The following is a 21,999-nucleotide window of genomic DNA, read 5'->3' as shown; positions in this document are numbered from 1 at the left end:
GCAGGCAGGTCCGACCCAGTGAACGACGGATGGTAGCTGTCGCTCCTGATGATGAACAGGCGGATATCCGCCAAATTGTAGGACGAGGTCTGATCGATGGGCGGAAATCCGCCACATTGCTATTACCGGTCAGTGGCAGGTTGAACCTGTAACCCTTGATGTCATAAGGCTTGCAGGCATTTTTTGAAACGTGGCACGGGCCTTGCGATACAGCAAGCAGATGCCTGCCGTTGTGCAGCTCGACAAAACAAATCCCTCCAGTGCAGGAGGGTTCGCAATTGAAGTGTCTTGGGCAACAGATGGATGTTGTCACGGGGCACTCTTGAGGAACTTTGCAATGACGACTCGTCAGCCACTGTACAAATCCCTGTATTTCCAGGTGATCGTTGCAATTGCCATCGGCATCCTGCTTGGTCACTTCTACCCGCAGACCGGTGTGGCCCTCAAGCCACTGGGTGACGGGTTCATCAAACTGATCAAAATGGTCATCGCGCCGATCATTTTCTGTACGGTCGTCAGCGGTATCGCCGGCATGCAGAACATGAAGTCGGTCGGCAAGACCGGCGGTTATGCGCTGCTGTACTTCGAAATTGTTTCCACCATTGCCTTGCTGATCGGTCTGGTCGTGGTCAACGTTGTGCAACCGGGCGCCGGCATGCACATCGACGTGACGACGCTGGACACCAGCAAAATCGCTGGTTTCATTTCGGCCGGTAAAGACCAGAGCATCGTTGCCTTTATCCTCAATGTGATCCCGAACACCATCGTCGGTGCGTTCGCCAACGGCGATATCCTGCAAGTGCTGATGTTCTCGGTGATCTTCGGTTTCGCCCTGCATCGCCTCGGTGCCTACGGCAAGCCGGTACTGGACTTCATCGATCGCTTTGCTCACGTGATGTTCAACATCATCAACATGATCATGAAGCTCGCCCCGGTCGGTGCCTTTGGTGCCATGGCCTTCACCATTGGTGCCTACGGTGTAGGCTCGCTGGTGCAACTGGGTCAGTTGATGATCTGCTTCTACATCACCTGCATCCTGTTCGTGCTCGTGGTACTGGGCGGCATCTGCCGCGCGCACGGCTTCAGCGTAATCAAATTGATTCGCTACATCCGTGAAGAACTGCTGATCGTACTGGGCACTTCCTCTTCGGAATCCGCGCTGCCGCGCATGCTGATCAAGATGGAACGCCTGGGCGCGCAGAAATCCGTTGTCGGTCTGGTGATCCCGACGGGTTATTCGTTCAACCTCGACGGTACTTCGATCTACCTGACCATGGCCGCAGTGTTCATCGCTCAGGCGACCGACACCCAAATGGACATCACCCACCAGATCACTCTGTTGCTGGTGCTGTTGTTGTCCTCCAAAGGTGCCGCGGGCGTAACCGGCAGTGGTTTCATCGTGCTGGCCGCTACCCTGTCTGCCGTGGGTCACCTGCCGGTTGCCGGCCTGGCGCTGATCCTGGGTATCGACCGCTTCATGTCTGAAGCCCGCGCGCTGACCAACCTTGTTGGTAACGCTGTTGCGACCCTGGTCGTGGCCAAGTGGGTGAAAGAGCTGGATGAAGACAAGCTGCAAGTCGAGCTGGCTTCCGGTGGTCGCGGTATCTCCGACACTCGTGAAGAAGACGACCTGGGCGTGGCCGAAGGCCCAACCCCAAGCAACGTCAAGTAAGACTGGCTGTCATGAAAAACCCGCTTCGGCGGGTTTTTTCATGCCCGGGATTTGAGCGTAACGGTCACAGCTGCTGACACTTCAGGTGATTGCTGCAATGCCATTGCCTGCCTAGGCTGGAGACATCGTTCACGGAGATCGCTCATGCCCGGTCCACTGGCATCACTCAAGGTTCTGGATTTCTCGACACTGCTGCCGGGGCCGTTCGCCTCGTTGCTGCTGGCGGACATGGGCGCAGAAGTCTTGCGCATCGAATCGCCGACGCGCATGGATCTGCTGCGGGTGTTGCCGCCGCACGATCACGGGGTCTCGGCGAGTCACGCCTACCTCAATCGCAACAAGCGCAGCCTGGCGCTGGACCTCAAGCAGCCTGAGGCACTGGAGGTGATCAAGCAGTTGCTGGTGGACCACGACATCGTGCTGGAGCAGTTTCGCCCCGGAGTGATGGAGCGCCTGGGCCTGGGCTATGAAGCCTTGAAGGTGATCAATCCACGGCTGATCTACGTGTCGATTACCGGCTACGGCCAGACCGGCCCCTACAAGGACCGCGCCGGCCACGACATCAACTACCTGGCGTTGGCGGGGCTGGCCAGCTACACCGGCCGCACCGAAAGCGGGCCGCTGCCGTTGGGCATGCAGGTGGCGGATATCGCCGGTGGCTCGCTGCACGGCGTGATCGGGTTGCTGGCGGCGGTGATCGCGCGGCAGCACAGCGGGGTGGGGCAGCATCTGGATGTGAGCATGACCGACTGCGCCTTCAGCCTCAACGCGATGGCCGGCGCCGGGTACCTGGCCTGTGGCGTGGAGCCGGGCCGGGAAGACCAGATGCTCAATGGTGGCAGTTTCTACGACTATTACCGTTCGCGGGACGGGCGCTGGCTGTCGGTAGGCAGCCTGGAACCGGTGTTCATGAAGCGACTGTGTACGGCGCTGGGGCTGGAGGAATTGGCGGCTCTGGGCTTGTCACCTCAACCAGCCCAGCAGAAGAAGCTCAAAGAGGCGCTGAAAACGGAATTTGAAAAGCACGACTATTCGGACTTGTGCGCGCTGTTTGCCGAACTCGATGCCTGTGTCGAACCGGTGCTGAGTCTGGGTGAGGCGGTGCGGCATCCGCAGTTGAGGGCTCGGGAGTTGGTGACCGAGGTGCCGCGGGGGGATGGTTCTACGCAGCCGCAGATGGCTTGTCCGTTGAAGTTTTCCGAGGGGTTGCCGGAGCCACGGCATATTGGTGCGGTGTTGGGGCAGCATACGGATCAGGTGTTGGGGGAGTTGGGGTTTGACGCTGAGCGGATTGCCGGGTTGCGGCGTGCCAAAGTGGTTCTCTAGTGCCTGTCAGGCCGCCATCGCCAGCAGGCTGGCTCCCACAATGGATCTGTGGCGTATCGATGATCCCCTGTGAGAGCCAGCCTGCTGGCGAAGAGGTCGGCCCAAACACTACAAATCCAACTATTCGACCCGCATCTCCCCACTGAACACCAACGTACTCCGGCACCGCCGGCACAAATACCGCCGCCCTTGCCGCACCAGGCCATGGCGCTGCGCCGAAAACGGGAAATCGCTGTCGACGCACGGGCATTTGTAGATGTAGCGGGTCACGCTGCGGCGTTTGACGTCGTAGGTGTGGCAGCGATTGGGCGGCAGTTCGTACACGCCGCGCATGATCAATTGCCACTCTTCACCGTGCGGCTGAATGCGGTCGCCAAACAGTTGATGGGCGATCAGGTGCGCCACTTCATGGGCCACTGTCTGCTTGAGGAAATCTTCAGTGTTTTCCCGGTACAGCTGCGGATTGAAGCGCAGCAGGTTCTCGTGCAGATGCGCGACACCGGCTTTTTGACCGCGCAGCTTGAGGCTCACCACGGGGCGTTTGAAAGGTCGTTTGAAAAAGGATTCGGCTAGTTGGTAACAGTCTTCGACGCGGGTATTGAGTTGCTCGGGCATGCTTGATGGATCTCCAGAGACGTCGAGTATGCCGCAACGCCGGGGCCTTGCGAATCGCCGAGGCGCCGAATGGTCGTTACTCCTTACATTAGAAGGCCGCCTTGCGGCGGCCTGTGTTGGCAGATCTTGTTTTTGGGTGATGTGTTGCTAATTGGTATAGACCGGCCCCACGCCGAGTCCCCAGACAATCACTGTAAACGCCATGATGGCGACCAGCACCACCAGGCCTACGGCAAGTACCGAACTGGAAAACAGGAAGCCCTCGTCTGATGGAATGTTCATGAAAGTGGGTAGCCCCACATACAGCAAGTACACCGTGTAGCAGATGGCCGCCGTCCCGACGATCATCCCCAGCCACATGTGTGGGTACAGCGCCGCCAGACCGCCGATGAACAGCGGGGTCGCGGTGTAGGTCGCAAATGCAACGCAGCGGGCCAGACTTGGATTGGCGTCATAGGTACGGGCCATCCAGTGGATGAATGCGCCCATGACCGCGACGCCGCCGAGCATCGCCAGATACGACATGATCGTCATCCATAGCGCGCTTTCCTGGGTCAGCATGACCGGCGCTCGGTTGCCGATCACCCAGCCGACCTGGGTGGTGCCGATAAACGCCGACACGGCGGGAATCGCCGCCAGAATCAGCGTGTGGGTCAGGTACATGTGGCTGATGCTTTCCTCTTGGTCGCCACGGATTTCTTTCCATTCCTGGTCGGGGTGGGTGAAGAGCCCCACTACGTGATGGATCATGCCAGTCACTCCTCTTGTTTTTACCGTCGCCCCCCAGTGGAGCGCCTACAGGCCAAAGTGGCCAAGTAAGTAATAGGTCTGAATATGTATGCGACCTTATGTCGCAGTATAGAAAGGTCTTAACGGCGCAGGTTGCAGGGCGTTAGAGCAAATTGCGCTGTAAACACTGCTGTTAATCGCCGCAGGGTCTTGCGTAACCATTGTGGCGAGGGAGCTTGCTCCCGTTCGGCTGCGCAGCAGTCGCAAAAAACGGTCGATGGGGGTTGCCTGACACAATGGGACAGGATGGTTTTGGGGCCGCTGCGCGACCCAGCGGGAGCAAGCTCCCTCGCCACAGGGGTATGCTCAGCTCAGATAAAGTGCCGTCGCCAGGTACTTCGCCGACGATGGGTTTTTGCGTAAAATGCCGGCCTTTCGTCACACCTCACGGATTTCGCGTCATGGGCACTCTCACGGTCAACCAGAACAAACTGCAAAAGCGCCTTCGCCGCCAGGCGGGTGAGGCTGTTGCCGATTTCAACATGATTGAAGACGGCGACAAGGTCATGGTCTGCCTGTCCGGTGGCAAGGACAGCTACACCCTGCTCGACGTGCTCTTGCACCTGCAGAAGGTCGCGCCGATCAAGTTCGAGATCGTGGCCGTGAACATGGACCAGAAGCAGCCGGGCTTCCCTGAGCACGTGCTGCCGGCTTATCTGAAAGAGTTGGGCATCGAGTATCACATCGTCGAGAAAGACACTTACTCGGTGGTCAAGGAGTTGATCCCGGAAGGCAAGACCACCTGCTCGCTGTGCTCGCGCCTGCGTCGCGGCACGCTCTACACCTTTGCCGACGAAATCGGCGCGACCAAAATGGCACTTGGTCACCACCGCGACGACATCGTCGAGACGTTCTTCCTCAACATGTTCTTCAACGGTTCACTCAAGGCCATGCCGCCAAAACTGCGCGCCGACGATGGCCGCAACGTGGTGATCCGCCCGCTGGCCTACTGCAACGAGAAAGACATCCAGGCTTACTCGGACTTCAAGCAATTCCCGATCATTCCGTGCAACCTCTGCGGCTCCCAGGAAAACCTGCAGCGTCAGGTGGTCAAGGACATGCTGCAAGAGTGGGAACGCAAGACCCCGGGCCGTACCGAAAGCATTTTCCGCAGCCTGCAGAACGTGATTCCGTCGCAACTGGCGGACCGCAACCTGTTCGACTTCACCAGCCTCAAGATCGACGAAACGGCGGCTTCGCGCTTCGTCAACGTGGTCAACCTCTAAAACACAATCACTGTGGGAGCCAGCCTGCTGGCGATGGCGGTGGGTCAGACACATCATTTGTTGACTGACCCTCCGCCATCGCCAGCAGGCTGGCTCCCACAGGGGTCTATTTCACTTATTCATCAGGAGAGGGCATGCGCGATTACAAGTGGCTGCACGAATACTGTCTGAACCGCTTCGGCTCGGCAGCTGAACTGGAAGCCCATCTGCCCGTTCCCAAGACCCCGGCGCAATTGCGCAAGATCAGCGACGACCGCTACCTCTCGACCATGGCGCTACGTGTGTTCCGCGCCGGGCTCAAGCACAGCCTGGTGGACGCCAAGTGGCCGTCGTTCGAAGAAGTGTTCTTCAAGTTCGATCCGGAAAAGGTCGTGTTGATGAGCGCCGAACACCTTGAGCGCCTGATGCAGGACGCGCGGATCATCCGTCACCTGGGCAAACTCAAGAGCGTGCCGCGCAATGCGCAGTTCGTGCTGGACGTGGCGCATGAGAAGGGCAGCTTTGGCGAACTGATCGCTGATTGGCCGGTAACCGATATCGTCGGGCTGTGGACCTACCTGAAAAAACGCGGCCATCAATTGGGCGGGTTGTCGGCGCCGCGCTTCCTGCGCATGGTCGGCAAGGACACGTTCGTGCCGAGCTACGACGTGGTCGCGGGGTTGAATGCGCAGAAGATCGTCGACAAGGTGCCGACCAGCCAGCGGGACCTGGCGTTGGTGCAGGATGTGTTCAACCAGTGGCATGAACAGAGTGGCGGGCGGGCGATGAGTCAGATTTCGATGATGTTGGCCTACACCGTCAACCATTGAGACCGAGTCGCGGCAATCGCCAGCAGGCTGGCTCCCACATTGGATCTGTGGCGTACACAAGTCCCCTGTGGGAGCTAGCCTGCTAGCGATAGCAATCTGTCAGGCGACGGAAATCTCGCCTTCACCCGCCAGTTTGCGATTCAACTGAAACCGCCACCGCACATACAATAGCGCCGAACAAAACACCGCTAGGCTCGCGCCCATCTCCAGCAAGCCAAACAGCTGCCGGTTCGGGTCATACGCGGCCAATGCGCCCTTGATGAAATACAGGTTCACCACAAAACACATCCACGAATGCCCGCGCGCGCTGCCGATGATCATCCCCGGCGCCAGCAACAGCAGCGGCACCAATTCGATCAGCAAAATCACCCACGGCCGGGCGCCATGCAGGTCGGCAAACACCAGGTAATACGCGCAGAGCAGTCCCACCAGCCCGAAAAAGCACAGCAGGCTGATCACTCGCATCGCCCGGACCCGCGGTTCGAGCCATTCGATGGAGGGCAGAATCTTCGGCTTTTTCGCCACGTCAGTTCCCCAGCTTTTGCGCAGTCTTCGCCAGGCGCAGGCCCAGGGCCCGGCACAGCGCGACTTCATGTTCATTCAAACCGCTTTTGCCATCCGCCCCGGCGTGATGACTGGCGCCATACGGCGTGCCGCCGCCACGGGTTTCCAGCAGGGCCGATTCGCTGTAAGGCAGGCCGGTGATCAGCATGCCGTGGTGCAACAACGGCAACATCATCGACAGCAACGTGGTTTCCTGACCGCCGTGCAGGCTCGCGGTGGAGGTGAACACGCCAGCCGGTTTGCCCACCAGGGCGCCGGTCAGCCAAAGATTGCTGGTGCCGTCGAGGAAGTACTTGAGCGGCGCCGCCATGTTGCCGAACCGGGTCGGGCTGCCCATGGCCAGGCCGGCGCAGTTCTTCAGGTCGTCGAGGCTGGCGTACAACGCGCCTTCGTCGGGGATGTCCGGCGACACGGCTTCGCATTCGGTGGAGATCGGCGGGACCGTGCGCAGGCGCGCTTCCATCCCGGCCTGCTCGACGCCGCGGGCAATCTGCCGGGCCATTTCATTGGTCGAGCCGCTGCGGCTGTAATACAGAACCAGAATGTACGGCGCGCTCACGGCAGCAACTCCAATACGTTCTCCGGCGGACGGCCGATGATGGCTTTGTCGCCGACTTCGAGAATCGGTCGCTCCATGAGCTTCGGATGGGCGGCGATGGCGGCGATCAATTGCGCCTCGCCGAGGTTGCTGTCGGCCAGGTTGAGGGTTTTGTACTCGTCCTCGCCGGTGCGCAGCAGTTGCCGGGCGCTGATGCCAAGCTTGCCCAGCAGGCTCTGGATTTGCGCGGCGTCCAGCGGGGTTTCCAGGTAGCGGACCACGGTCGGCGTCAAGCCACGGGCTTGCAGCAGTTCGAGCGCACCGCGGGATTTCGAGCAGCGCGGATTGTGATAAAGCGTCAGATCGGTCATGTGCGGGTCGCATCTTGCGTAAGGTGGCGGCTATTCTAACTGTGCAGCGCGTAATCCAGAACCTCGGGAGGCGATGGGTCGCAGGCGCATTCAATTTTGAACAAGGATTACGACATGACAAGACGACTGGCAGTAGCATTGGCGATCATCGGGACGTTGATGCTGGGGGGCTGTGGCAACGACTATGGCATCGACCAGAACGGCCAGAAAGTCGCCGCCGAACGTCTGGACAAACAATGGGTGGTGCTCAATTACTGGGCCGAATGGTGTGGCCCGTGCCGGACCGAGATCCCGGAGTTGAATGGCTTGGCGGATCAGTTGAAAGAGAAGAAGATTGGTGTGTTCGGGGTCAATTTCGACAATGTGCAGGGGGAAGAGCTGAAAAGCGCCAGCGAGAAACTGGGGATCAAATTCACCGTGCTGGCGTCGGACCCGGCGGATCTTTTCGAGTTGCCGCGCAGTGAGGCGTTGCCGGTGACCTACATCATCGATAACAAGGGCAAGGTGCGCGAGCAATTGATGGGCGAGCAGACAGCGGCGGGGGTGATGGCCAAGCTTGAGGCGTTGCAGGCGCTTAACTGACTGCACAGGATGCTCTTGTGGCGAGGGAGCAAGCTCCCTCGCCACAGATATCCGCTTGGCAACTAGCCGGGGTGATCAACCCTCTTCAAGCCACCAACGCAACGGCTTGCCTTGCGCCGGCCAGAAGCGCATCTGCTCGATTGGCGATACATCCCAGCGCTGCACGTTTTCCAAAGCCTGCATGAAGCGTTTTTCCTGCTCCATCACCGCCGGCGCGCACATTTTGCGGGTGCTGCCGATTCTGCCGAAGCTCAGCTTGTCGCCTTCCAGCGTGTACGGCGCAAACCAGTGGTTGCAGCCGCCATTGCCGTAAGCCCGGCCGTCTTCACCGAGGGTGATGGTCAGGTGGCTGTAATCCATCAACGGACGTTCGCCGATCCATTCCAGGATGTAGCTGCGGTTTTGTTGCAATTTTACCGGCTCGGCGGCGCAGCCCAGCAGGCTGGCACCGACCAGGGCGGTCAGGGCGAGGCGTTTCATTACGCGGGCTCCTGGCATTTTGGGCACAGGTGCTTTTCGCCAACGGTGGACCAGCCCAACTCGGCAATCCGCGCGGTGGCGGCCGGTTTTTCAGCCTTGTTGCCCAGTTTGGCGTCGACTGCGAACTCGAAGCTCAACTCTTTGGCGCAGCTGTCGCAGTTGACTTTCCAGGTGTGGATCGCCAATTCGCCGAACACCGGACCACTGGCCACCGCGACCCATTGGCCGGGCGGGTTGATCAAGTGACGAACCGTTTCCACGGTCAGGCGCATGGACAAGTCCTTGGCGCCCTTGAGGGTCACGACCAGCACGTCGTTATTACGAATCGAGCCGCCGTTGCCGGTGACTTGATAACGCCCCGGCACAAGGGCGCGGCATTCGGTGAGGGTGTGTTGCGGGTTCATCAGGTTGTAGCGGAAATCGTGTTCGACCATGGGTCCTCCAAATATGCGCGGTATGCTATCACGGGCCTGCACGCAGCATGGCGCGGGCAGATGACCTTCGATCTGGTTCAAATTGCCTGCCGACTCATGGCACACTGCCGCTTTTGCATTTCTAAGGAACGGACATGGCGTTAATCGAATGTTATGAGTGCAAGCAAAGCATCAGCTCCACGGCGCCTGCTTGCATTCATTGCGGTGCACCGGCGGGAACGGTGCAAGCGGCCACTTCGACGGCAGCGCCTGTGCAGGCACCCCTTTCTTTCGGGCGTTTGCCGGCCGACGAGAAAGTCGCCAGGGTGACCCCGGCCGCGTTCGGACGTAAACGCAAAACTGAAGCCCCAGCTGAAATGGCGGCGCCGATGCCCGTCCCCAACGGCGTGCGTCCGGTGGAGCTGTGGCTGAAATTGATGATTTTCTTTCTGCCGCCGTTTTTTGTCTGGTTCCTGCTGCGTCGCGGGCATTCCGTGGGGCAACGCTTGCTGGGGTTCGGCTGGCTGGGCTTGATGATCCTCTTGTCCAAGGCCTGACCGGCTCAGCCCTCGACCCGATTCTGCGGCGTGCCGGCAGCCCAGGCCGCGATGTTCTGCAGGGTCGTCGTGGCAATCGCGTCCAGGGCTTCGCGGGTCAGGAAGGCCTGGTGCGCGGTGATGATCACGTTGGGAAAGGTCAGCAGCCGCGCCAGCACATCGTCCTGCAACGGCAGGTCGGAGCGGTCTTCGAAAAACAGCTGCGCCTCTTCTTCATAGACATCCAGCCCCAGATAACCCAATTGACCGTCCTTCAACGCGTCGATCAGCGCCGGCGTGTCCACCAGACCTCCACGGCCGGTGTTGATCAACATTGCGCCAGGCTGCATGTGCGCCAGTGACTCGCGGTTGATCAAGTGTTTGCTCTGCTCGTTGAGCGGGCAGTGCAGGCTGATGATCTGTGATTCGGCGAGCAGCTCGGGCAAGCTCAGGTAACGAGCGCCGAGGGCTTCGACTTGCGGGTTAGGGTAGGGGTCGAAGGCCAGCAACCGGCAGCCGAACCCGTTCATGATTTTCGCGAAAGTCGCGCCGATCTGTCCGGTGCCGACCACGCCGACAGTCTTGCCCACCAGGTCGAAACCGGTCAGACCGTGCAGACTGAAATCCCCTTCGCGGGTGCGGTTGTAGGCGCGGTGCAGGCGCCGGTTGAGCGCCAGGATCAAGGCCACCGCGTGCTCGGCCACCGCGTGCGGCGAGTAGGCCGGGACCCGCACAATCGAAAGTCCCAGCAGCTTCGCCACCGCCAGGTCGACATGGTTGTAGCCGGCCGAACGCAGGGCGATCAAGCGTGTGCCGCCCGCAGCCAGACGTTCCAGCACCGGGGCGCTCAAGTCATCATTGATGAAAGCGCAGACCACTTCGTGATACTCCGCCAACGCCACGGTATCGAGACTCAGCCGCGCCGATTGAAAGTGCAACTCGATACCGGCGGGCAGCTCGGCGCCGAGGAAACTGTCGCGGTCGTAGGTCTGGCTGCTGAAAAGAATCGTGCGCATGCGGTCCTCCTGGATAACTGATTCACGCTTTTATGTAGCCGCTGGCGAAGCCCTGTGGCGAGGGGATAAATCCCCTCGCCACAGGGCCCATGAGCTTAGCGCCGAGGGTGTTCGGTGCCATTGCGCTGCATCAAGCGTTGATCCGGGCGTGGGCAGCCAGGCGATTGATCGCCCGGTCGAGTTCTTCCAGTGCGCCGGGGGCTTTCGGGTCCTGTTGCTTGAGCAGGGTTTCGCTGCGCTGGCAGGCGGCACGCAGTTGCGGGACGCCGCAATAACGGGTCGCGCCGTGCAAGCGGTGGACGCGTTCGATCAGGGCGTTGTGGTCATTGGTTTCCCGGGCCATGCGAATCGCCTCGCGGTCGGCTTCCAGGGAGGCCAGCAACATCGCCAGCATGTCCGCGGCAAGATCGGCTTTGCCAGCGGCCAGGCGTAAGCCTTCGTCGTGGTCGAGCACCTGCAATTCATGGGCGCCGCCATGGCTGTCGCTGGAACGCTCCGGCCCGTGATTGCGCAACGCCAGGCCGGTCCACTTCAACACCACCTGGGCCAGTTGCCGTTCGCTGATCGGTTTGGTCAGGTAGTCGTCCATGCCGCTTTGCAGCAGCGCGCGTTTTTCGTTGGCCATGGCGTGGGCGGTGAGGGCGACGATCGGCAGCGGCGTGCAATGCCGCTCGCTTTCCCACTGGCGAATCGCCTCGGTGCTTTGACGCCCGTCCATGCCGGGCATCTGCACGTCCATCAAGACCAGGTCAAACGTTTCGCTTTGCACCGCTTTGACGGCCGCGTAACCGCTTTCGACCGCGAGCACTTTGGCGCCCATGTCTTCGAGCAGGGTTTGCACCAGCAGCAGGTTGGCCGGATTGTCGTCGACGCACAGCATTTTCGGCGCGCGGCTCGATACCGGCTCGCCGGGTTCGCTGCGCTGCTGGCGCGGGTTGACCAGATCGGACAACGCCCGGCGCAACTTGCGGGTACAGGCCGGTTTGGCCTGCAACTGACTGTGCGGGTTGGGCACCGAGAGGTGGAACAGCGTCTGCTCGGTGGTCGGGCACAGCACCAACACTTTGCAGCCCAGGTGTTCGAGGTCCCAGATGTGTTGGTTGAGGCGCTCCGGCGGCATATCGTTGCTGGTGATGCCGAGCACCGCGAGATCGATTGCCTGATCGGTCTGATGCGCGCCGGTCACGCCATTGGCCAGGCTTTCCAGGGTATTGAACGGTGTCACGACCAGACCGCAATCTTCCAGCTGATGCTGCAAGGCCTGACGGGCCAGTTCATGATTTTCCAGCACCGCCACGCGGCGCCCGAGCAGCGGTGGGCCGGGCAGGTCTTCGGCGTCGTCGCGGGTCTTGGGCAGGCTCAGGCTGATCCAGAATTCCGAGCCTTCGCCCGGCGTACTGTCGACGCCGATCTCGCCACCCATCTGCTCGATCAGGCGCTTGGAAATCACCAGCCCAAGGCCGGTGCCCCCAGGCTGGCGGGACAGCGAGTTGTCGGCCTGGCTGAACGCCTGGAACAACGCGCGCACGTCCTGGTTCGACAGCCCGATGCCGGTGTCCTGAATGCTGATGCGCAGTTGCACGCTGTCTTCGTGCTCTTCTTCGAGCATGGCCCGGGCGACGATGGTGCCTTCGCGGGTGAACTTGATCGCGTTGCTCACCAGGTTCGTGAGGATCTGCTTGAGTCGCAGCGGATCGCCGACCAGCGACAACGGCGTGTCACGATACACCAGGCTCACCAGCTCAAGCTGTTTGGCATGGGCCGCCGGGGCGAGGATGGTCAGGGTGTCTTGCAGCAGGTCGCGCAGGTTGAACGGAATATTGTCGAGCACCAGTTTGCCGGCCTCGATTTTCGAGAAGTCGAGGATCTCGTTGATGATCCCCAACAGGCTGTCGGCAGACTTCTCGATGGTGCCCAGATAGTCGAGCTGGCGCGGGGTCAGCTCGCTTTTTTGCAACAGGTGCGTGAAACCGAGAATGCCGTTGAGCGGTGTGCGGATTTCATGGCTCATGTTGGCCAGGAACTCGGATTTGATCCGGCTTGCTTCCAGGGCTTCCTTGCGCGCCAGGTCCAGCTCGATGTTCTGGATCTCGATGGTTTCCAGGTTCTGGCGCACGTCTTCGGTGGCCTGGTCGACGCTGTTCTGCAATTCTTCCTGAGCGTTTTGCAGGGTGCCGGCCATGCGGTTGATGCCGGACGCGAGCTCATCCAGTTCCTGACTGCCAAGGGGCGGCAGGCGGGTTTCCAGGTGACCGTCCTTGAGTTGCGCCACCGCCAGTTTGATCTGGCTGATCGGCCGATTGATGGTCCGGCCCATGCGCAAGGCGAGCAGTGCCGCACCGGCCAGGCCCGCGCCGATCAGCAGCAGGCTGGCGAACAGGCTGCGGTAACCGCGCAGCAGCATGCCGCTGTGGGACAGTTCGAGCTCGACCCAGCCCAGCAGACGCTCGGCTTCATCAGGTATCAAATCGCCCGCGAGGTTGCGGTGCTTGCCGAATACCGGCAGCAGATAACGCGTCGCATCGTTGCCACTGCGGCGCAGCATCTGCGAGCCACTGCCCATCGGCGCGGGGTTGAGCATGGTCGGGCCGGCGTGGGCCACGGGCGTGCGGTCGGGGGCGAGGAAGGTCACGGCGCGTACGTCCGGCGTTTCCAGCGACTGGGTGGCGATGCGCTCCAGCAACTCATTGTCTTTGTGGCCCATGGCCGGGGCGACCAAGGGCGCGAGCTGTTCGGCGATCATCTCGCCGCGCTGCATCAATTGGGTTTGCAGGTCCGATTGCTGCGTCCAGGTGAAATAGCCGCCCAGGACCAGCGCCATCAGGGTGGTCGGCAACAGGGTCAGCAACAGCACGCGGCCTTTAATTCCCAGTTTCTTGAGCACGCATCTCTCCTGCATCCAGCTATTGATTGACCTGCACGTACATCCGGCACGCGCCATCGGGCCAGTGTAGCGATTTGCAGGCAGGCAATCTTCGTAAAATTGATGTCGTCATTCGTCGGCCGGATCGGCGCTTTTGCGCCATGGGCAAACCTTGGGTTGCCCATCGGCAGGCAATCTTGAATAATCGCCAACTGAGAATTATTTGCAGATACTCATGACTCCCATCTCTGTTGGCCACCCGCGCATCCTGTCCATTGAAGACGACCTCGTCCTCGGCGCCTACGTGCACGAGCATCTGGGTCGTTGCGGTTTTCAGGTGACCTGGTGCCAGAACGGACAGGAAGGCCTGGACATTGCCCGTCAGCGGCCCTTTGACGTGGTGTTGATGGATATTTTGCTGCCAGGCCTGAACGGGTTGAACGTGCTGACGCAATTGCGCCAGAGCCATTCGACCCCGGTGGTGCTGATGTCGGCGCTGGGCGCCGAGGCGGATCGCATCAGCGGTTTTCGCCTCGGGGCCGATGATTACCTGCCCAAACCCTTCAGCATGGCCGAGTTGCGGGTGCGCATCGAAGCGATCCTGCGTCGTGTGGCACTCGACCGTCGGCCGGAGCCGGCAGCGGTCGCGGCCCCGGTCGACAGCCTGCGTTTCGATGACGAACTCTGCGACGTTTTCTATGGCGAACACGCCGCCGGCCTGACCCGCAGCGAGTATCGATTGCTCGACACACTGAATCGCAATGGCGATGAAGTGCTGAGCAAAGCTTTCCTTTATCAGCACGTGCTGCAACGCGGTTTCGCGGCCCATGATCGCAGCCTCGATATGCACATCAGCCAGATCCGTCGCAAACTCAAAGGCATCGGCTACACCGAGCGCGAAGTGCGCACGGTCTGGGGCAAGGGTTACGTGTTGAGTGCGGCCGATGAAATGGTCTGACCTGCCGGGCCGGCACTCGCTGTTCTGGAAACTGGCGTGTCTGTTGGTGGCCTTCTGTCTGTTGATGATCTGGCTGAGCTGGTCCTGGGGTCGCTACATGGAGCAGCGAAACCAGTTCCTGTCGGATGAAGCTCGAGGCACGCTGACGGGTTATGCCGCCGAAGCCGAACAGGCGTGGCGCCGGGGCCAGCGCGCGGGTGTGGATGGCTGGCTGCACACCATGCGACAGCGGGAAACAGGCTGGGCCGGTGTCATTGGCGGTGATTTACAGTCGTTGAGCAGCCAGGCGCTGACGGACAAGGAGATCGAGCGCCTGACCTTTCTGCGCGGCCTGGATTGGCCCATACACAAGAAACGCCAGCCGTGGCTGCGGGTGCCGTTTCCCGGTGATCCGACCGCCGGCAGTCTGGTCATCGAACTGCCCCAGCGCTTCATGCCCGGCCAATACCGGGTGTTCTGGCGCGTGATCACCAACGGCGTGATCCCCGGCCTGTTCACCCTTTTATTGTGCGTCGGTCTTTATCGATTGCTGGTCGTGCCGCTGAACCATTTACGCGAACAGGCCAACGCCTGGCGCGCCGATCAGTTGAACGTGCGTCTGTCGAGACACACCACCAATCGAACAGATGAACTCGGTGAACTGGGCCGGGCGTTCGATCACATGGCCGAGCGACTGCAGAGCACCGTGGCCCTGCAACAGCAATTGCTGCGCGACTTGTCCCACGAACTGCGAACGCCGCTGAGCCGTCTGCGGGTCGCCAGCGAAAGCGAGCAAGGGCTGGCGCAATTGCGCGAGCGCATCGGGCGAGAAGTCGATGGCATGCAGCGTTTGGTTGAAGACACGCTGCAATTGGCCTGGCTCGACACCGAGCGCGCGCCGTTGCCCGACGAAGCGATTCAGGTCCAGGCGCTGTGGGAAATGCTCACGGAAAACGCCTGCTATGAAAGCGCCTGGCCGGCGAGCCAGTTGCAGTGTGCGGTGGATTCATCGTGCTGGGTCCGGGGCAATCTCAACACCTTGGCCCAGGCGCTGGAAAACATTCTGCGCAATGCCATTCGTCATTCACCCAGTGGCGGCATCGTGCGTTTCGGCGGGCAACGTGACGGCGACTTCTGGCATTTGTGGCTGGAGGATGAGGGTGGAGGAGTGGCTGAGGCGGATCTGGAGCGGATCTTCTGCCCGTTCATTCGACTCGACGGTTCACGGCCGGGGGATGGCGGGTTCGGGTTGGGATTGAGCATCGCGAGGAATGCGGTGAAGCGTCAGGGCGGGAGTCTTTGGGCGCAGAACACTGGGCGTGGGCTGCGGCTAAATATTCGGTTAGTGGCTGAGAGTGATGGCGTCAGTGATGACGCCTTCGCGGGCAAGTCGAATCGTCGCACCGCCGCTCCCACAATGACCGCGTGTAAGCCACAAACCGTTTAACCAATACAGAACCCTGTGGGAGCGGGCTTGCCCGCGATTAGGCCGGTCGGGTCACCATCCCGAAAAAGTCGCACCACCGGTGCGACAATTCCCTAGCCGAGCAACCTGATCATCGTTGCTTATTCCCATAAGCCATAAGCACCGCACTTTGCGTGATATGGCCTGCGAACGTTTGCCGGTATGATAGGCGCCCCCGCAGTCTGGATTGCGAATACGCCATGACCTTGCAGTACCCAACCATCGCCGATTGCGTCGGCAACACTCCGCTGGTCCGTTTGCAGCGTCTGCCTGGCGCCACCAGCAATACCCTTTTGCTTAAGCTCGAAGGGAATAACCCGGCGGGTTCGGTCAAGGACCGACCGGCGCTGTCGATGATTACCCGCGCTGAATTGCGCGGGCAGATCCACGCCGGCGATACGCTGATCGAAGCGACCTCGGGTAACACCGGTATCGCGCTGGCCATGGCTGCCGCGATCAAGGGTTACAAGATGATCCTGATCATGCCGGACAACTCCAGCGCCGAACGTAAAGCCGCGATGACGGCCTATGGCGCCGAGCTGATCCTGGTGACCCAGGAAGAAGGCATGGAAGGCGCGCGCGACCTCGCTCAGCGAATGGAAGCCGAAGGCCGCGGCAAGGTGCTGGATCAGTTCGCCAACGGTGATAACCCCGAGGCGCACTACACCACCACCGGTCCGGAAATCTGGCGCCAGACCGAAGGCTCCATCACTCACTTCGTCAGTTCGATGGGCACCACCGGCACCATCATGGGCGTGTCGCGCTACTTGAAAGAGCAGAACGACAACGTGCAGATCATCGGCCTGCAACCGATGGAAGGTTCGGCGATTCCGGGCATCCGTCGCTGGCCGCAGGAATACCTGCCGAAGATCTACCAGGCCGATCGCGTGGACCGGATCGTCGACATGGCGCAAAGCGAAGCCGAAGACGTGACCCGTCGTCTGGCTCGCGAAGAAGGCATCTTCTGCGGTGTGTCCTCGGGCGGTGCCGTGGCAGCGATGCTGCGCCTGTCCCGGGAAGTTGAAAACGCGGTGATCGTCGCGATCATCTGCGACCGTGGCGACCGTTACTTGTCGACCGGCATTTTCGACGCGCCCAACTGATGGCCAAGCAAGAGAGAGGCCTGCGCTTCCAACCCACCGGTGGCAGCAAGGCCCCGCAAATTCCGACCGGCAAAAAGCAGCGCTTGAACATTGAGCGCCTGGCCAATGACGGTCGCGGTATCGCGTTTTTCGAAGGTCGCACCTGGTTCGTCATCGGCGCATTGGCCGGTGAAGAAATCGAGGCGCGCGTGTTGGGCGCTCACGGCAAAGTGGTCGAGGCGCGCACCGAACGGGTGTTCCAGGCCAGCGAATTGCGTCGCCCGGCACCGTGTCCGCATGCCGGTCGCTGCGGCGGTTGCAGCGTGCAGCATCTGCCGCACACCGAACAACTCGCCCTCAAACAGCGCATGCTCGCCGAGCAACTGTCCAAGGTCGCCGGTGTCGAACCCCAAGAGTGGGCGGCGCCGTTGAGCGGTCCGGAATTCGGTTACCGCCGTCGCGCCCGAGTGGCGGTGCGTTGGGACATGAAAGCGAAGAAACTCGAAGTCGGATTCCGCGCGGCAGGCAGTCAGGACATCGTGGCCATCAACGAATGCACGGTGCTGGTCCAGCCGTTGCAGCCGATCATGACCCGCTTGCCGGAAATGCTTCGACGCTTGAGCAAACCTCAGGCGCTGGGGCATGTGGAATTGTTCGCCGGATCGTCGCTGGCCGTTTTGCTGCGGCACATGGCGCCGTTGTCCGAAGCCGACCTGACAATCCTCAAGGATTTCTGCGCATTCCATGACGCTCAGTTGTGGCTGCATGGAGACGGCGACCCGCAACCGGTCGAGGCCGATCAGTCGCTGGGTTATCGCCTGGAGCAGTGGGATTTGAACCTGGCCTACCGGCCGGGGGATTTCATCCAGGTCAATGCCGGGGTCAACGAAGCGATGATTGCCCAGGCGCTGGACTGGTTGAAGCCGACCTCGGATGAGCGGGTTCTCGATCTATTCTGTGGGTTGGGTAACTTTGCCTTGCCCCTGGCCAAAGCCGTTCGCGAAGTGGTGGCGGTGGAAGGCGTGCAGGCGATGGTCGAGCGGGCCGCCGACAATGCGGCTAGCAATAATCTGCATAACGCAAAGTTTTTTCAGGCCGATTTATCCCAGCCTTTGTCCGATGCCGAATGGGCGCGCGAAGGCTTTTGTGCGGTACTCTTGGACCCACCGCGTGACGGTGCTTTCGAGGTCGTGCGCAAGCTGGCGTCCCTGGGCGCCAAACGATTGGTGTACGTATCGTGCAACCCGGCAACGCTGGCGCGCGATACGGCCGAATTGATCAAGCAGGGCTACCGGTTAAAACGTGCCGGGATTCTCGATATGTTTCCTCAGACGGCACATGTCGAGGCCATGGCGTTATTTGAAGCGAGCTAGGACGGCTCGTCTGGTCCGACTGGCCGCCCGTGCTGCTCTCGCATAGCCCCGTGAGGGCAATCGGGCAATGAAGGTCAGCGAATTGACGCATTGAATCTGCGTCGTAGGGAAGGTAAGCAAGATGGTACAGGTGAGAGCACACCAGCCGATCAACACCGACGGCAGTATCAATCTCGAGGCTTGGCTCGATCATGCGGTCAGTGTCGATCTGGCACTGGATCGCGAAGCCTTGAAGGAAGCGTGCGAGTTCGCTCGCGCGTCTGAACAACAAGCCAATGCGGCGAAGAATCTATGGTCCGAAGGGACCTCGAGTTTCCGCACGGGCCTTGAGATCGCCGAGATTCTCGCCGACCTCAAACTGGATCAGGATTCGTTGGTCGCGGCGGTCCTGTACCGCGGCGTGCGCGAAGGCCAGATCGAACTGCCGGCGGTCAGCCAGCGCTTTGGTCCGGTGGTCGCCAAACTCATCGACGGCGTGTTGCGCATGGCGGCGATCAGCGCCAGCCTGAGCCCCCGTCAATCGTTGGTGCTGGGCACTCAGGGGCAGGTCGAGAACCTGCGCAAAATGCTCGTGGCCATGGTCGACGACGTTCGCGTCGCGCTGATCAAACTGGCCGAACGCACCTGCGCGATCCGTGCGGTGAAAACCGCCGACGACGAGAAGCGCAACCGCGTTGCCCGTGAAGTCTTCGACATCTACGCGCCGCTGGCTCACCGTCTCGGTATCGGTCATATCAAGTGGGAACTGGAGGACTTGTCCTTCCGTTACCTCGAGCCCGATCAGTACAAGCAGATCGCCAAGTTGCTCCACGAGCGACGGCTGGATCGCGAGCGCTTCATCGCCGATGTGATGAACCAGCTGAAAGTCGAATTGCAGGCCACCGGCGTCGACGCCGACATCAGCGGTCGGGCCAAACACATCTATTCGATCTGGCGCAAAATGCAGCGCAAGGGGCTGGAATTCAGCCAGATCTACGACGTGCGCGCCGTGCGCGTGCTGGTGCCGGAAATGCGCGATTGCTACACCGCGCTCGGCATCGTCCACACCTTGTGGCGGCATATCCCGAAAGAGTTCGACGACTACATCGCCAACCCGAAAGAGAACGGCTACCGTTCGCTGCACACCGCGGTGATCGGCCCCGAGGGCAAGGTGCTGGAAGTGCAGATCCGCACCCACGCCATGCACGAAGAAGCCGAACTGGGCGTGTGCGCGCACTGGAAGTACAAGGGCACCGACGTCAAATCCGGTTCCAACCACTACGAAGAGAAAATCTCCTGGTTGCGTCAGGTGCTCGAGTGGCATGAAGAGCTGGGCGATATCGGCGGTCTGGCCGAACAACTGCGGGTCGATATCGAGCCGGATCGGGTCTACATCTTCACCCCGGACGGTCACGCCATCGACTTGCCGAAGGGCGCGACGCCGCTGGACTTCGCCTACCGCGTGCACACCGAAATCGGTCATAACTGCCGTGGCGCGAAGATCAACGGACGCATCGTACCGCTCAACTACAGCCTGCAAACCGGTGAGCAAGTCGAGATCATCACCAGCAAGCACGGTACTCCGAGCCGCGACTGGCTGAACCCGAACCTGGGTTACATCACCACCTCGCGGGCGCGGGCGAAGATCGTTCACTGGTTCAAGCTGCAGGCGCGCGATCAGAACGTCGCGGCCGGTAAAACGTTGCTCGAACGTGAGTTGAGTCGCCTCGGTCTGCCGGCGGTGGACTTCGACAAGCTGGCCGACAAGGCCAACATGAAGACCGCCGAGGACATGTACGCCGCGTTGGGCGCCGGTGATTTGCGCCTGGCGCAACTGGTGAACCTGGCGCAGCAACTGGTCGAGCCGGAACGCGGCAACGAGCAGCTGGAATTGATTCCGCGCAAAGCCACTGGCTACAAACCGGGCAAGCGTGGCGACATTCAGATCCAGGGCGTCGGCAATCTCATGACGCAAATGGCCGGTTGCTGCCAGCCGTTGCCGGGCGATGCCATCGTCGGCTACATCACCCAGGGCCGCGGCGTGAGCATTCACCGTCAGGACTGCGCCTCGGTGCTGCAACTGGGCGGGCGCGAGCCGGAGCGGATCATCCAGGTCAGCTGGGGCCCGGTGCCGGTGCTCACCTATCCGGTGGACATCATCATCCGCGCCTACGACCGCTCCGGTCTGCTGCGTGACGTCTCGCAAGTGCTGCTCAACGAGCGGATCAACGTGCTGGCGGTCAACACCCGCTCGAACAAAGAGGACAACACCGCGTTGATGTCCCTGACCATCGAGATTCCGGGGCTGGATGCACTGGGGCGGTTGCTGGGGCGGATTTCCCAGTTGCCGAACATCATCGAAACCCGGCGTAACCGGACGCCTTGAAGATGCCCACGTGTGGGAGCTGGCCTGCCAGCGATACAGGCACCTCGGTCTTTCATTAGGGTCGAGGTGATGCCATCGCTGGCAGGCCAGCTCCCACAGGTTTTGTGATGAGACATGAATGATGTACAGCCTTGAAGACTTGCTGCACCTGATGAGCCGTCTGCGCGACCCGCAGTTCGGCTGTCCGTGGGATATCAAGCAAACCTACGCGACCATCGTCCCGCACACCCTCGAGGAAGCCTACGAAGTCGCTGACGCCATCGAGCGCGGTGACTTCGATCACTTGCAGGGTGAGCTGGGCGATTTGCTGTTCCAGGTGGTTTATTACAGCCAGCTGGCCCGGGAAGAAGGGCGTTTTGAATTCGCCGGCGTGATCGACAGCATCACCCGCAAGCTGATCCGTCGTCATCCTCACGTGTTTCCCACCGGTGATCTGTACGCGCCGCTGGATGTTCCGCGTCTGAGTGAAGAACAGGTCAAGCAACGCTGGGAAGAAATCAAGGCGCAAGAGCGCGCCGAGAAATCAGCCGCACCCGAACAGTTGTCATTGCTTGATGACGTGCCCGCAGCGCTGCCGGCGTTGTCTCGTTCAGCGAAGTTGCAGAAGCGCGCAGGGCAGGTCGGTTTCGACTGGCCGGACGCCTTGCCGGTGCTGGACAAGGTCCGCGAAGAACTTGATGAAGTGCTAGAAGCCATGGCCGACAACGACTCGGCAGCAATTGCCGATGAAGTCGGTGACCTGCTGTTTTCCGTGGTCAATCTGGCGCGTCATTTGAAAGTCGATCCGGAAACCGCATTGCGTGGCGCCAACAGCAAGTTCGAAAGACGCTTTCGTTTTATCGAACAGGCATTGCGCGACACCCACCGTCCCATGGAAGATTGCACCCTCGAAGAGTTGGACGCCTTGTGGGGCGAAGCCAAACGTCAGGAAAAGAATTTGCCCAGCTGCGGTTGAGCAGTGGCCTAAGTGAGAAATA

At 60.8% G+C, this 21,999-nt stretch carries 21 protein-coding genes; 12 read left to right on the top strand and 9 right to left on the bottom strand.

What is annotated here, in order from left to right; genetic code table 11:
• The first annotated feature begins 337 nt into the window (after nt 1–337).
• A complete protein-coding gene (locus DJ564_RS24365) occupies nt 338–1,672 on the top strand; it encodes a dicarboxylate/amino acid:cation symporter (protein ID WP_109633962.1) in 1,335 nt (444 codons plus the stop codon).
• A gap of 144 nt (nt 1,673–1,816) precedes the next feature.
• Nucleotides 1,817–2,998, top strand: a complete 1,182-nt coding sequence (locus DJ564_RS24360; protein WP_109633960.1) for a CaiB/BaiF CoA-transferase family protein — start codon at nt 1,817–1,819, stop codon at nt 2,996–2,998.
• Between the two features lie 120 nt (nt 2,999–3,118).
• Here the strand turns inward: DJ564_RS24360 and DJ564_RS24355 are convergent, their stop codons facing one another.
• Nucleotides 3,119–3,613: a SprT family zinc-dependent metalloprotease gene (locus DJ564_RS24355; protein WP_046046499.1), complete on the bottom strand. Its 495-nt coding sequence runs from the start codon at nt 3,611–3,613 to the stop codon at nt 3,119–3,121.
• Between the two features lie 147 nt (nt 3,614–3,760).
• The gene (locus tag DJ564_RS24350) at nt 3,761–4,363 is read right to left on the bottom strand and encodes a Yip1 family protein (protein ID WP_010457124.1); all 603 of its coding nucleotides are present in this window, start codon (nt 4,361–4,363) and stop codon (nt 3,761–3,763) included.
• A 440-nt stretch (nt 4,364–4,803) separates the two neighbouring features.
• Here DJ564_RS24350 and ttcA point away from each other — a divergent pair, with 440 nt between their 5' ends.
• Nucleotides 4,804–5,628 carry a tRNA 2-thiocytidine(32) synthetase TtcA gene (gene ttcA, locus DJ564_RS24340; RefSeq protein WP_109633957.1) on the top strand — a complete coding sequence of 275 codons (825 nt, stop codon included), beginning with the start codon at nt 4,804–4,806 and terminating at the stop codon, nt 5,626–5,628.
• Nucleotides 5,629–5,762: 134 nt separating this feature from the next.
• The gene (locus tag DJ564_RS24335) at nt 5,763–6,437 is read left to right on the top strand and encodes a DNA-3-methyladenine glycosylase I (protein ID WP_109633955.1); all 675 of its coding nucleotides are present in this window, start codon (nt 5,763–5,765) and stop codon (nt 6,435–6,437) included.
• Nucleotides 6,438–6,536: 99 nt separating this feature from the next.
• Here DJ564_RS24335 and DJ564_RS24330 read toward each other — a convergent pair whose 3' ends face one another.
• The 3 genes from DJ564_RS24330 to arsC are packed head-to-tail and all read right to left on the bottom strand — an operon-like array spanning nt 6,537 to nt 7,910.
• The gene (locus DJ564_RS24330) at nt 6,537–6,962 is read right to left on the bottom strand and encodes a DUF2069 domain-containing protein (protein ID WP_059182318.1); all 426 of its coding nucleotides are present in this window, start codon (nt 6,960–6,962) and stop codon (nt 6,537–6,539) included.
• Nucleotide 6,963: 1 nt separating this feature from the next.
• Nucleotides 6,964–7,560, bottom strand: coding sequence for an NAD(P)H:quinone oxidoreductase (wrbA, locus tag DJ564_RS24325; protein WP_109633953.1), 597 nt, complete (start codon nt 7,558–7,560; stop codon nt 6,964–6,966).
• Complete coding sequence (arsC, locus tag DJ564_RS24320) at nt 7,557–7,910, bottom strand: arsenate reductase (glutaredoxin) (protein WP_109633952.1); 354 nt, start codon at nt 7,908–7,910, stop codon at nt 7,557–7,559. Before arsC ends, wrbA begins: the two co-directional genes overlap by 4 nt.
• 114 nt (nt 7,911–8,024) lie before the next feature.
• On the opposite strand from arsC, the gene DJ564_RS24315 reads away from it, so the two are divergent.
• Complete coding sequence (locus DJ564_RS24315) at nt 8,025–8,492, top strand: TlpA disulfide reductase family protein (RefSeq protein WP_109633950.1); 468 nt, start codon at nt 8,025–8,027, stop codon at nt 8,490–8,492.
• A 75-nt stretch (nt 8,493–8,567) separates the two neighbouring features.
• Here the strand turns inward: DJ564_RS24315 and DJ564_RS24310 are convergent, their stop codons facing one another.
• Together DJ564_RS24310 and DJ564_RS24305 are read right to left on the bottom strand one after the other, a co-directional pair.
• A complete protein-coding gene (locus DJ564_RS24310; protein WP_109633948.1) occupies nt 8,568–8,972 on the bottom strand; it encodes an META domain-containing protein in 405 nt (134 codons plus the stop codon).
• A complete protein-coding gene (locus DJ564_RS24305; protein ID WP_109633947.1) occupies nt 8,972–9,406 on the bottom strand; it encodes a hypothetical protein in 435 nt (144 codons plus the stop codon). Before DJ564_RS24305 ends, DJ564_RS24310 begins: the two co-directional genes overlap by 1 nt.
• Nucleotides 9,407–9,540: 134 nt before the next feature.
• On the opposite strand from DJ564_RS24305, the gene DJ564_RS24300 reads away from it, so the two are divergent.
• Nucleotides 9,541–9,942, top strand: coding sequence for a hypothetical protein (locus DJ564_RS24300; RefSeq protein WP_109633945.1), 402 nt, complete (start codon nt 9,541–9,543; stop codon nt 9,940–9,942).
• Between the two features lie 5 nt (nt 9,943–9,947).
• Here the strand turns inward: DJ564_RS24300 and DJ564_RS24295 are convergent, their stop codons facing one another.
• Complete coding sequence (locus tag DJ564_RS24295) at nt 9,948–10,937, bottom strand: 2-hydroxyacid dehydrogenase (protein ID WP_109633944.1); 990 nt, start codon at nt 10,935–10,937, stop codon at nt 9,948–9,950.
• Between the two features lie 130 nt (nt 10,938–11,067).
• Nucleotides 11,068–13,821, bottom strand: coding sequence for a response regulator (locus DJ564_RS24290; protein WP_109633942.1), 2,754 nt, complete (start codon nt 13,819–13,821; stop codon nt 11,068–11,070).
• Between the two features lie 214 nt (nt 13,822–14,035).
• Between DJ564_RS24290 and DJ564_RS24285 the strand changes: the two genes are divergently transcribed.
• The 6 genes from DJ564_RS24285 (at nt 14,036) to mazG (ending at nt 21,977) form a co-directional block, all read left to right on the top strand.
• The gene (locus tag DJ564_RS24285) at nt 14,036–14,758 is read left to right on the top strand and encodes a response regulator transcription factor (protein ID WP_109633940.1); all 723 of its coding nucleotides are present in this window, start codon (nt 14,036–14,038) and stop codon (nt 14,756–14,758) included.
• Nucleotides 14,745–16,184, top strand: a complete 1,440-nt coding sequence (locus DJ564_RS24280; RefSeq protein WP_109633938.1) for a sensor histidine kinase — start codon at nt 14,745–14,747, stop codon at nt 16,182–16,184. Before DJ564_RS24285 ends, DJ564_RS24280 begins: the two co-directional genes overlap by 14 nt.
• 218 nt (nt 16,185–16,402) lie before the next feature.
• Nucleotides 16,403–17,305, top strand: coding sequence for a cysteine synthase CysM (gene cysM, locus DJ564_RS24275; protein ID WP_109633936.1), 903 nt, complete (start codon nt 16,403–16,405; stop codon nt 17,303–17,305).
• Nucleotides 17,305–18,657: a 23S rRNA (uracil(1939)-C(5))-methyltransferase RlmD gene (gene rlmD, locus DJ564_RS24270; RefSeq protein ID WP_109633934.1), complete on the top strand. Its 1,353-nt coding sequence runs from the start codon at nt 17,305–17,307 to the stop codon at nt 18,655–18,657. The genes cysM and rlmD overlap by 1 nt, the downstream gene beginning before the upstream one ends.
• A 121-nt stretch (nt 18,658–18,778) precedes the next feature.
• Complete coding sequence (gene relA / locus DJ564_RS24265; protein WP_109633933.1) at nt 18,779–21,022, top strand: GTP diphosphokinase; 2,244 nt, start codon at nt 18,779–18,781, stop codon at nt 21,020–21,022.
• 121 nt (nt 21,023–21,143) lie between these two features.
• Nucleotides 21,144–21,977: a nucleoside triphosphate pyrophosphohydrolase gene (mazG, locus tag DJ564_RS24260; RefSeq protein WP_109636177.1), complete on the top strand. Its 834-nt coding sequence runs from the start codon at nt 21,144–21,146 to the stop codon at nt 21,975–21,977.
• The last annotated feature ends 22 nt before the right edge of the window (nt 21,978–21,999 follow it).

The organism is Pseudomonas sp. 31-12 (genome assembly GCF_003151075.1).
In the GTDB taxonomy this organism is placed as follows: domain Bacteria; phylum Pseudomonadota; class Gammaproteobacteria; order Pseudomonadales; family Pseudomonadaceae; genus Aquipseudomonas.
Note: the sequence above shows the minus strand (reverse complement) of the source record. Positions and strands in the feature narration are given on the sequence as shown.

Excerpts from the sequence above, each read along its gene's own strand:
- DJ564_RS24365 (WP_109633962.1), top strand. The coding sequence starts at position 338 with ATGACGACTCGTCAGCCACTGTACAAATCCCTGTATTTCCAGGTGATC.
- DJ564_RS24360 (WP_109633960.1), top strand. The coding sequence starts at position 1,817 with ATGCCCGGTCCACTGGCATCACTCAAGGTTCTGGATTTCTCGACACTG.
- DJ564_RS24355 (WP_046046499.1), bottom strand. The coding sequence starts at position 3,613 with ATGCCCGAGCAACTCAATACCCGCGTCGAAGACTGTTACCAACTAGCC.
- DJ564_RS24350 (WP_010457124.1), bottom strand. The coding sequence starts at position 4,363 with ATGATCCATCACGTAGTGGGGCTCTTCACCCACCCCGACCAGGAATGG.
- ttcA (WP_109633957.1), top strand. The coding sequence starts at position 4,804 with ATGGGCACTCTCACGGTCAACCAGAACAAACTGCAAAAGCGCCTTCGC.
- DJ564_RS24335 (WP_109633955.1), top strand. The coding sequence starts at position 5,763 with ATGCGCGATTACAAGTGGCTGCACGAATACTGTCTGAACCGCTTCGGC.
- arsC (WP_109633952.1), bottom strand. The coding sequence starts at position 7,910 with ATGACCGATCTGACGCTTTATCACAATCCGCGCTGCTCGAAATCCCGC.
- DJ564_RS24315 (WP_109633950.1), top strand. The coding sequence starts at position 8,025 with ATGACAAGACGACTGGCAGTAGCATTGGCGATCATCGGGACGTTGATG.
- DJ564_RS24310 (WP_109633948.1), bottom strand. The coding sequence starts at position 8,972 with ATGAAACGCCTCGCCCTGACCGCCCTGGTCGGTGCCAGCCTGCTGGGC.
- DJ564_RS24305 (WP_109633947.1), bottom strand. The coding sequence starts at position 9,406 with ATGGTCGAACACGATTTCCGCTACAACCTGATGAACCCGCAACACACC.
- DJ564_RS24300 (WP_109633945.1), top strand. The coding sequence starts at position 9,541 with ATGGCGTTAATCGAATGTTATGAGTGCAAGCAAAGCATCAGCTCCACG.
- DJ564_RS24295 (WP_109633944.1), bottom strand. The coding sequence starts at position 10,937 with ATGCGCACGATTCTTTTCAGCAGCCAGACCTACGACCGCGACAGTTTC.
- DJ564_RS24285 (WP_109633940.1), top strand. The coding sequence starts at position 14,036 with ATGACTCCCATCTCTGTTGGCCACCCGCGCATCCTGTCCATTGAAGAC.
- DJ564_RS24280 (WP_109633938.1), top strand. The coding sequence starts at position 14,745 with ATGAAATGGTCTGACCTGCCGGGCCGGCACTCGCTGTTCTGGAAACTG.
- cysM (WP_109633936.1), top strand. The coding sequence starts at position 16,403 with ATGACCTTGCAGTACCCAACCATCGCCGATTGCGTCGGCAACACTCCG.
- rlmD (WP_109633934.1), top strand. The coding sequence starts at position 17,305 with ATGGCCAAGCAAGAGAGAGGCCTGCGCTTCCAACCCACCGGTGGCAGC.
- relA (WP_109633933.1), top strand. The coding sequence starts at position 18,779 with ATGGTACAGGTGAGAGCACACCAGCCGATCAACACCGACGGCAGTATC.
- mazG (WP_109636177.1), top strand. The coding sequence starts at position 21,144 with ATGTACAGCCTTGAAGACTTGCTGCACCTGATGAGCCGTCTGCGCGAC.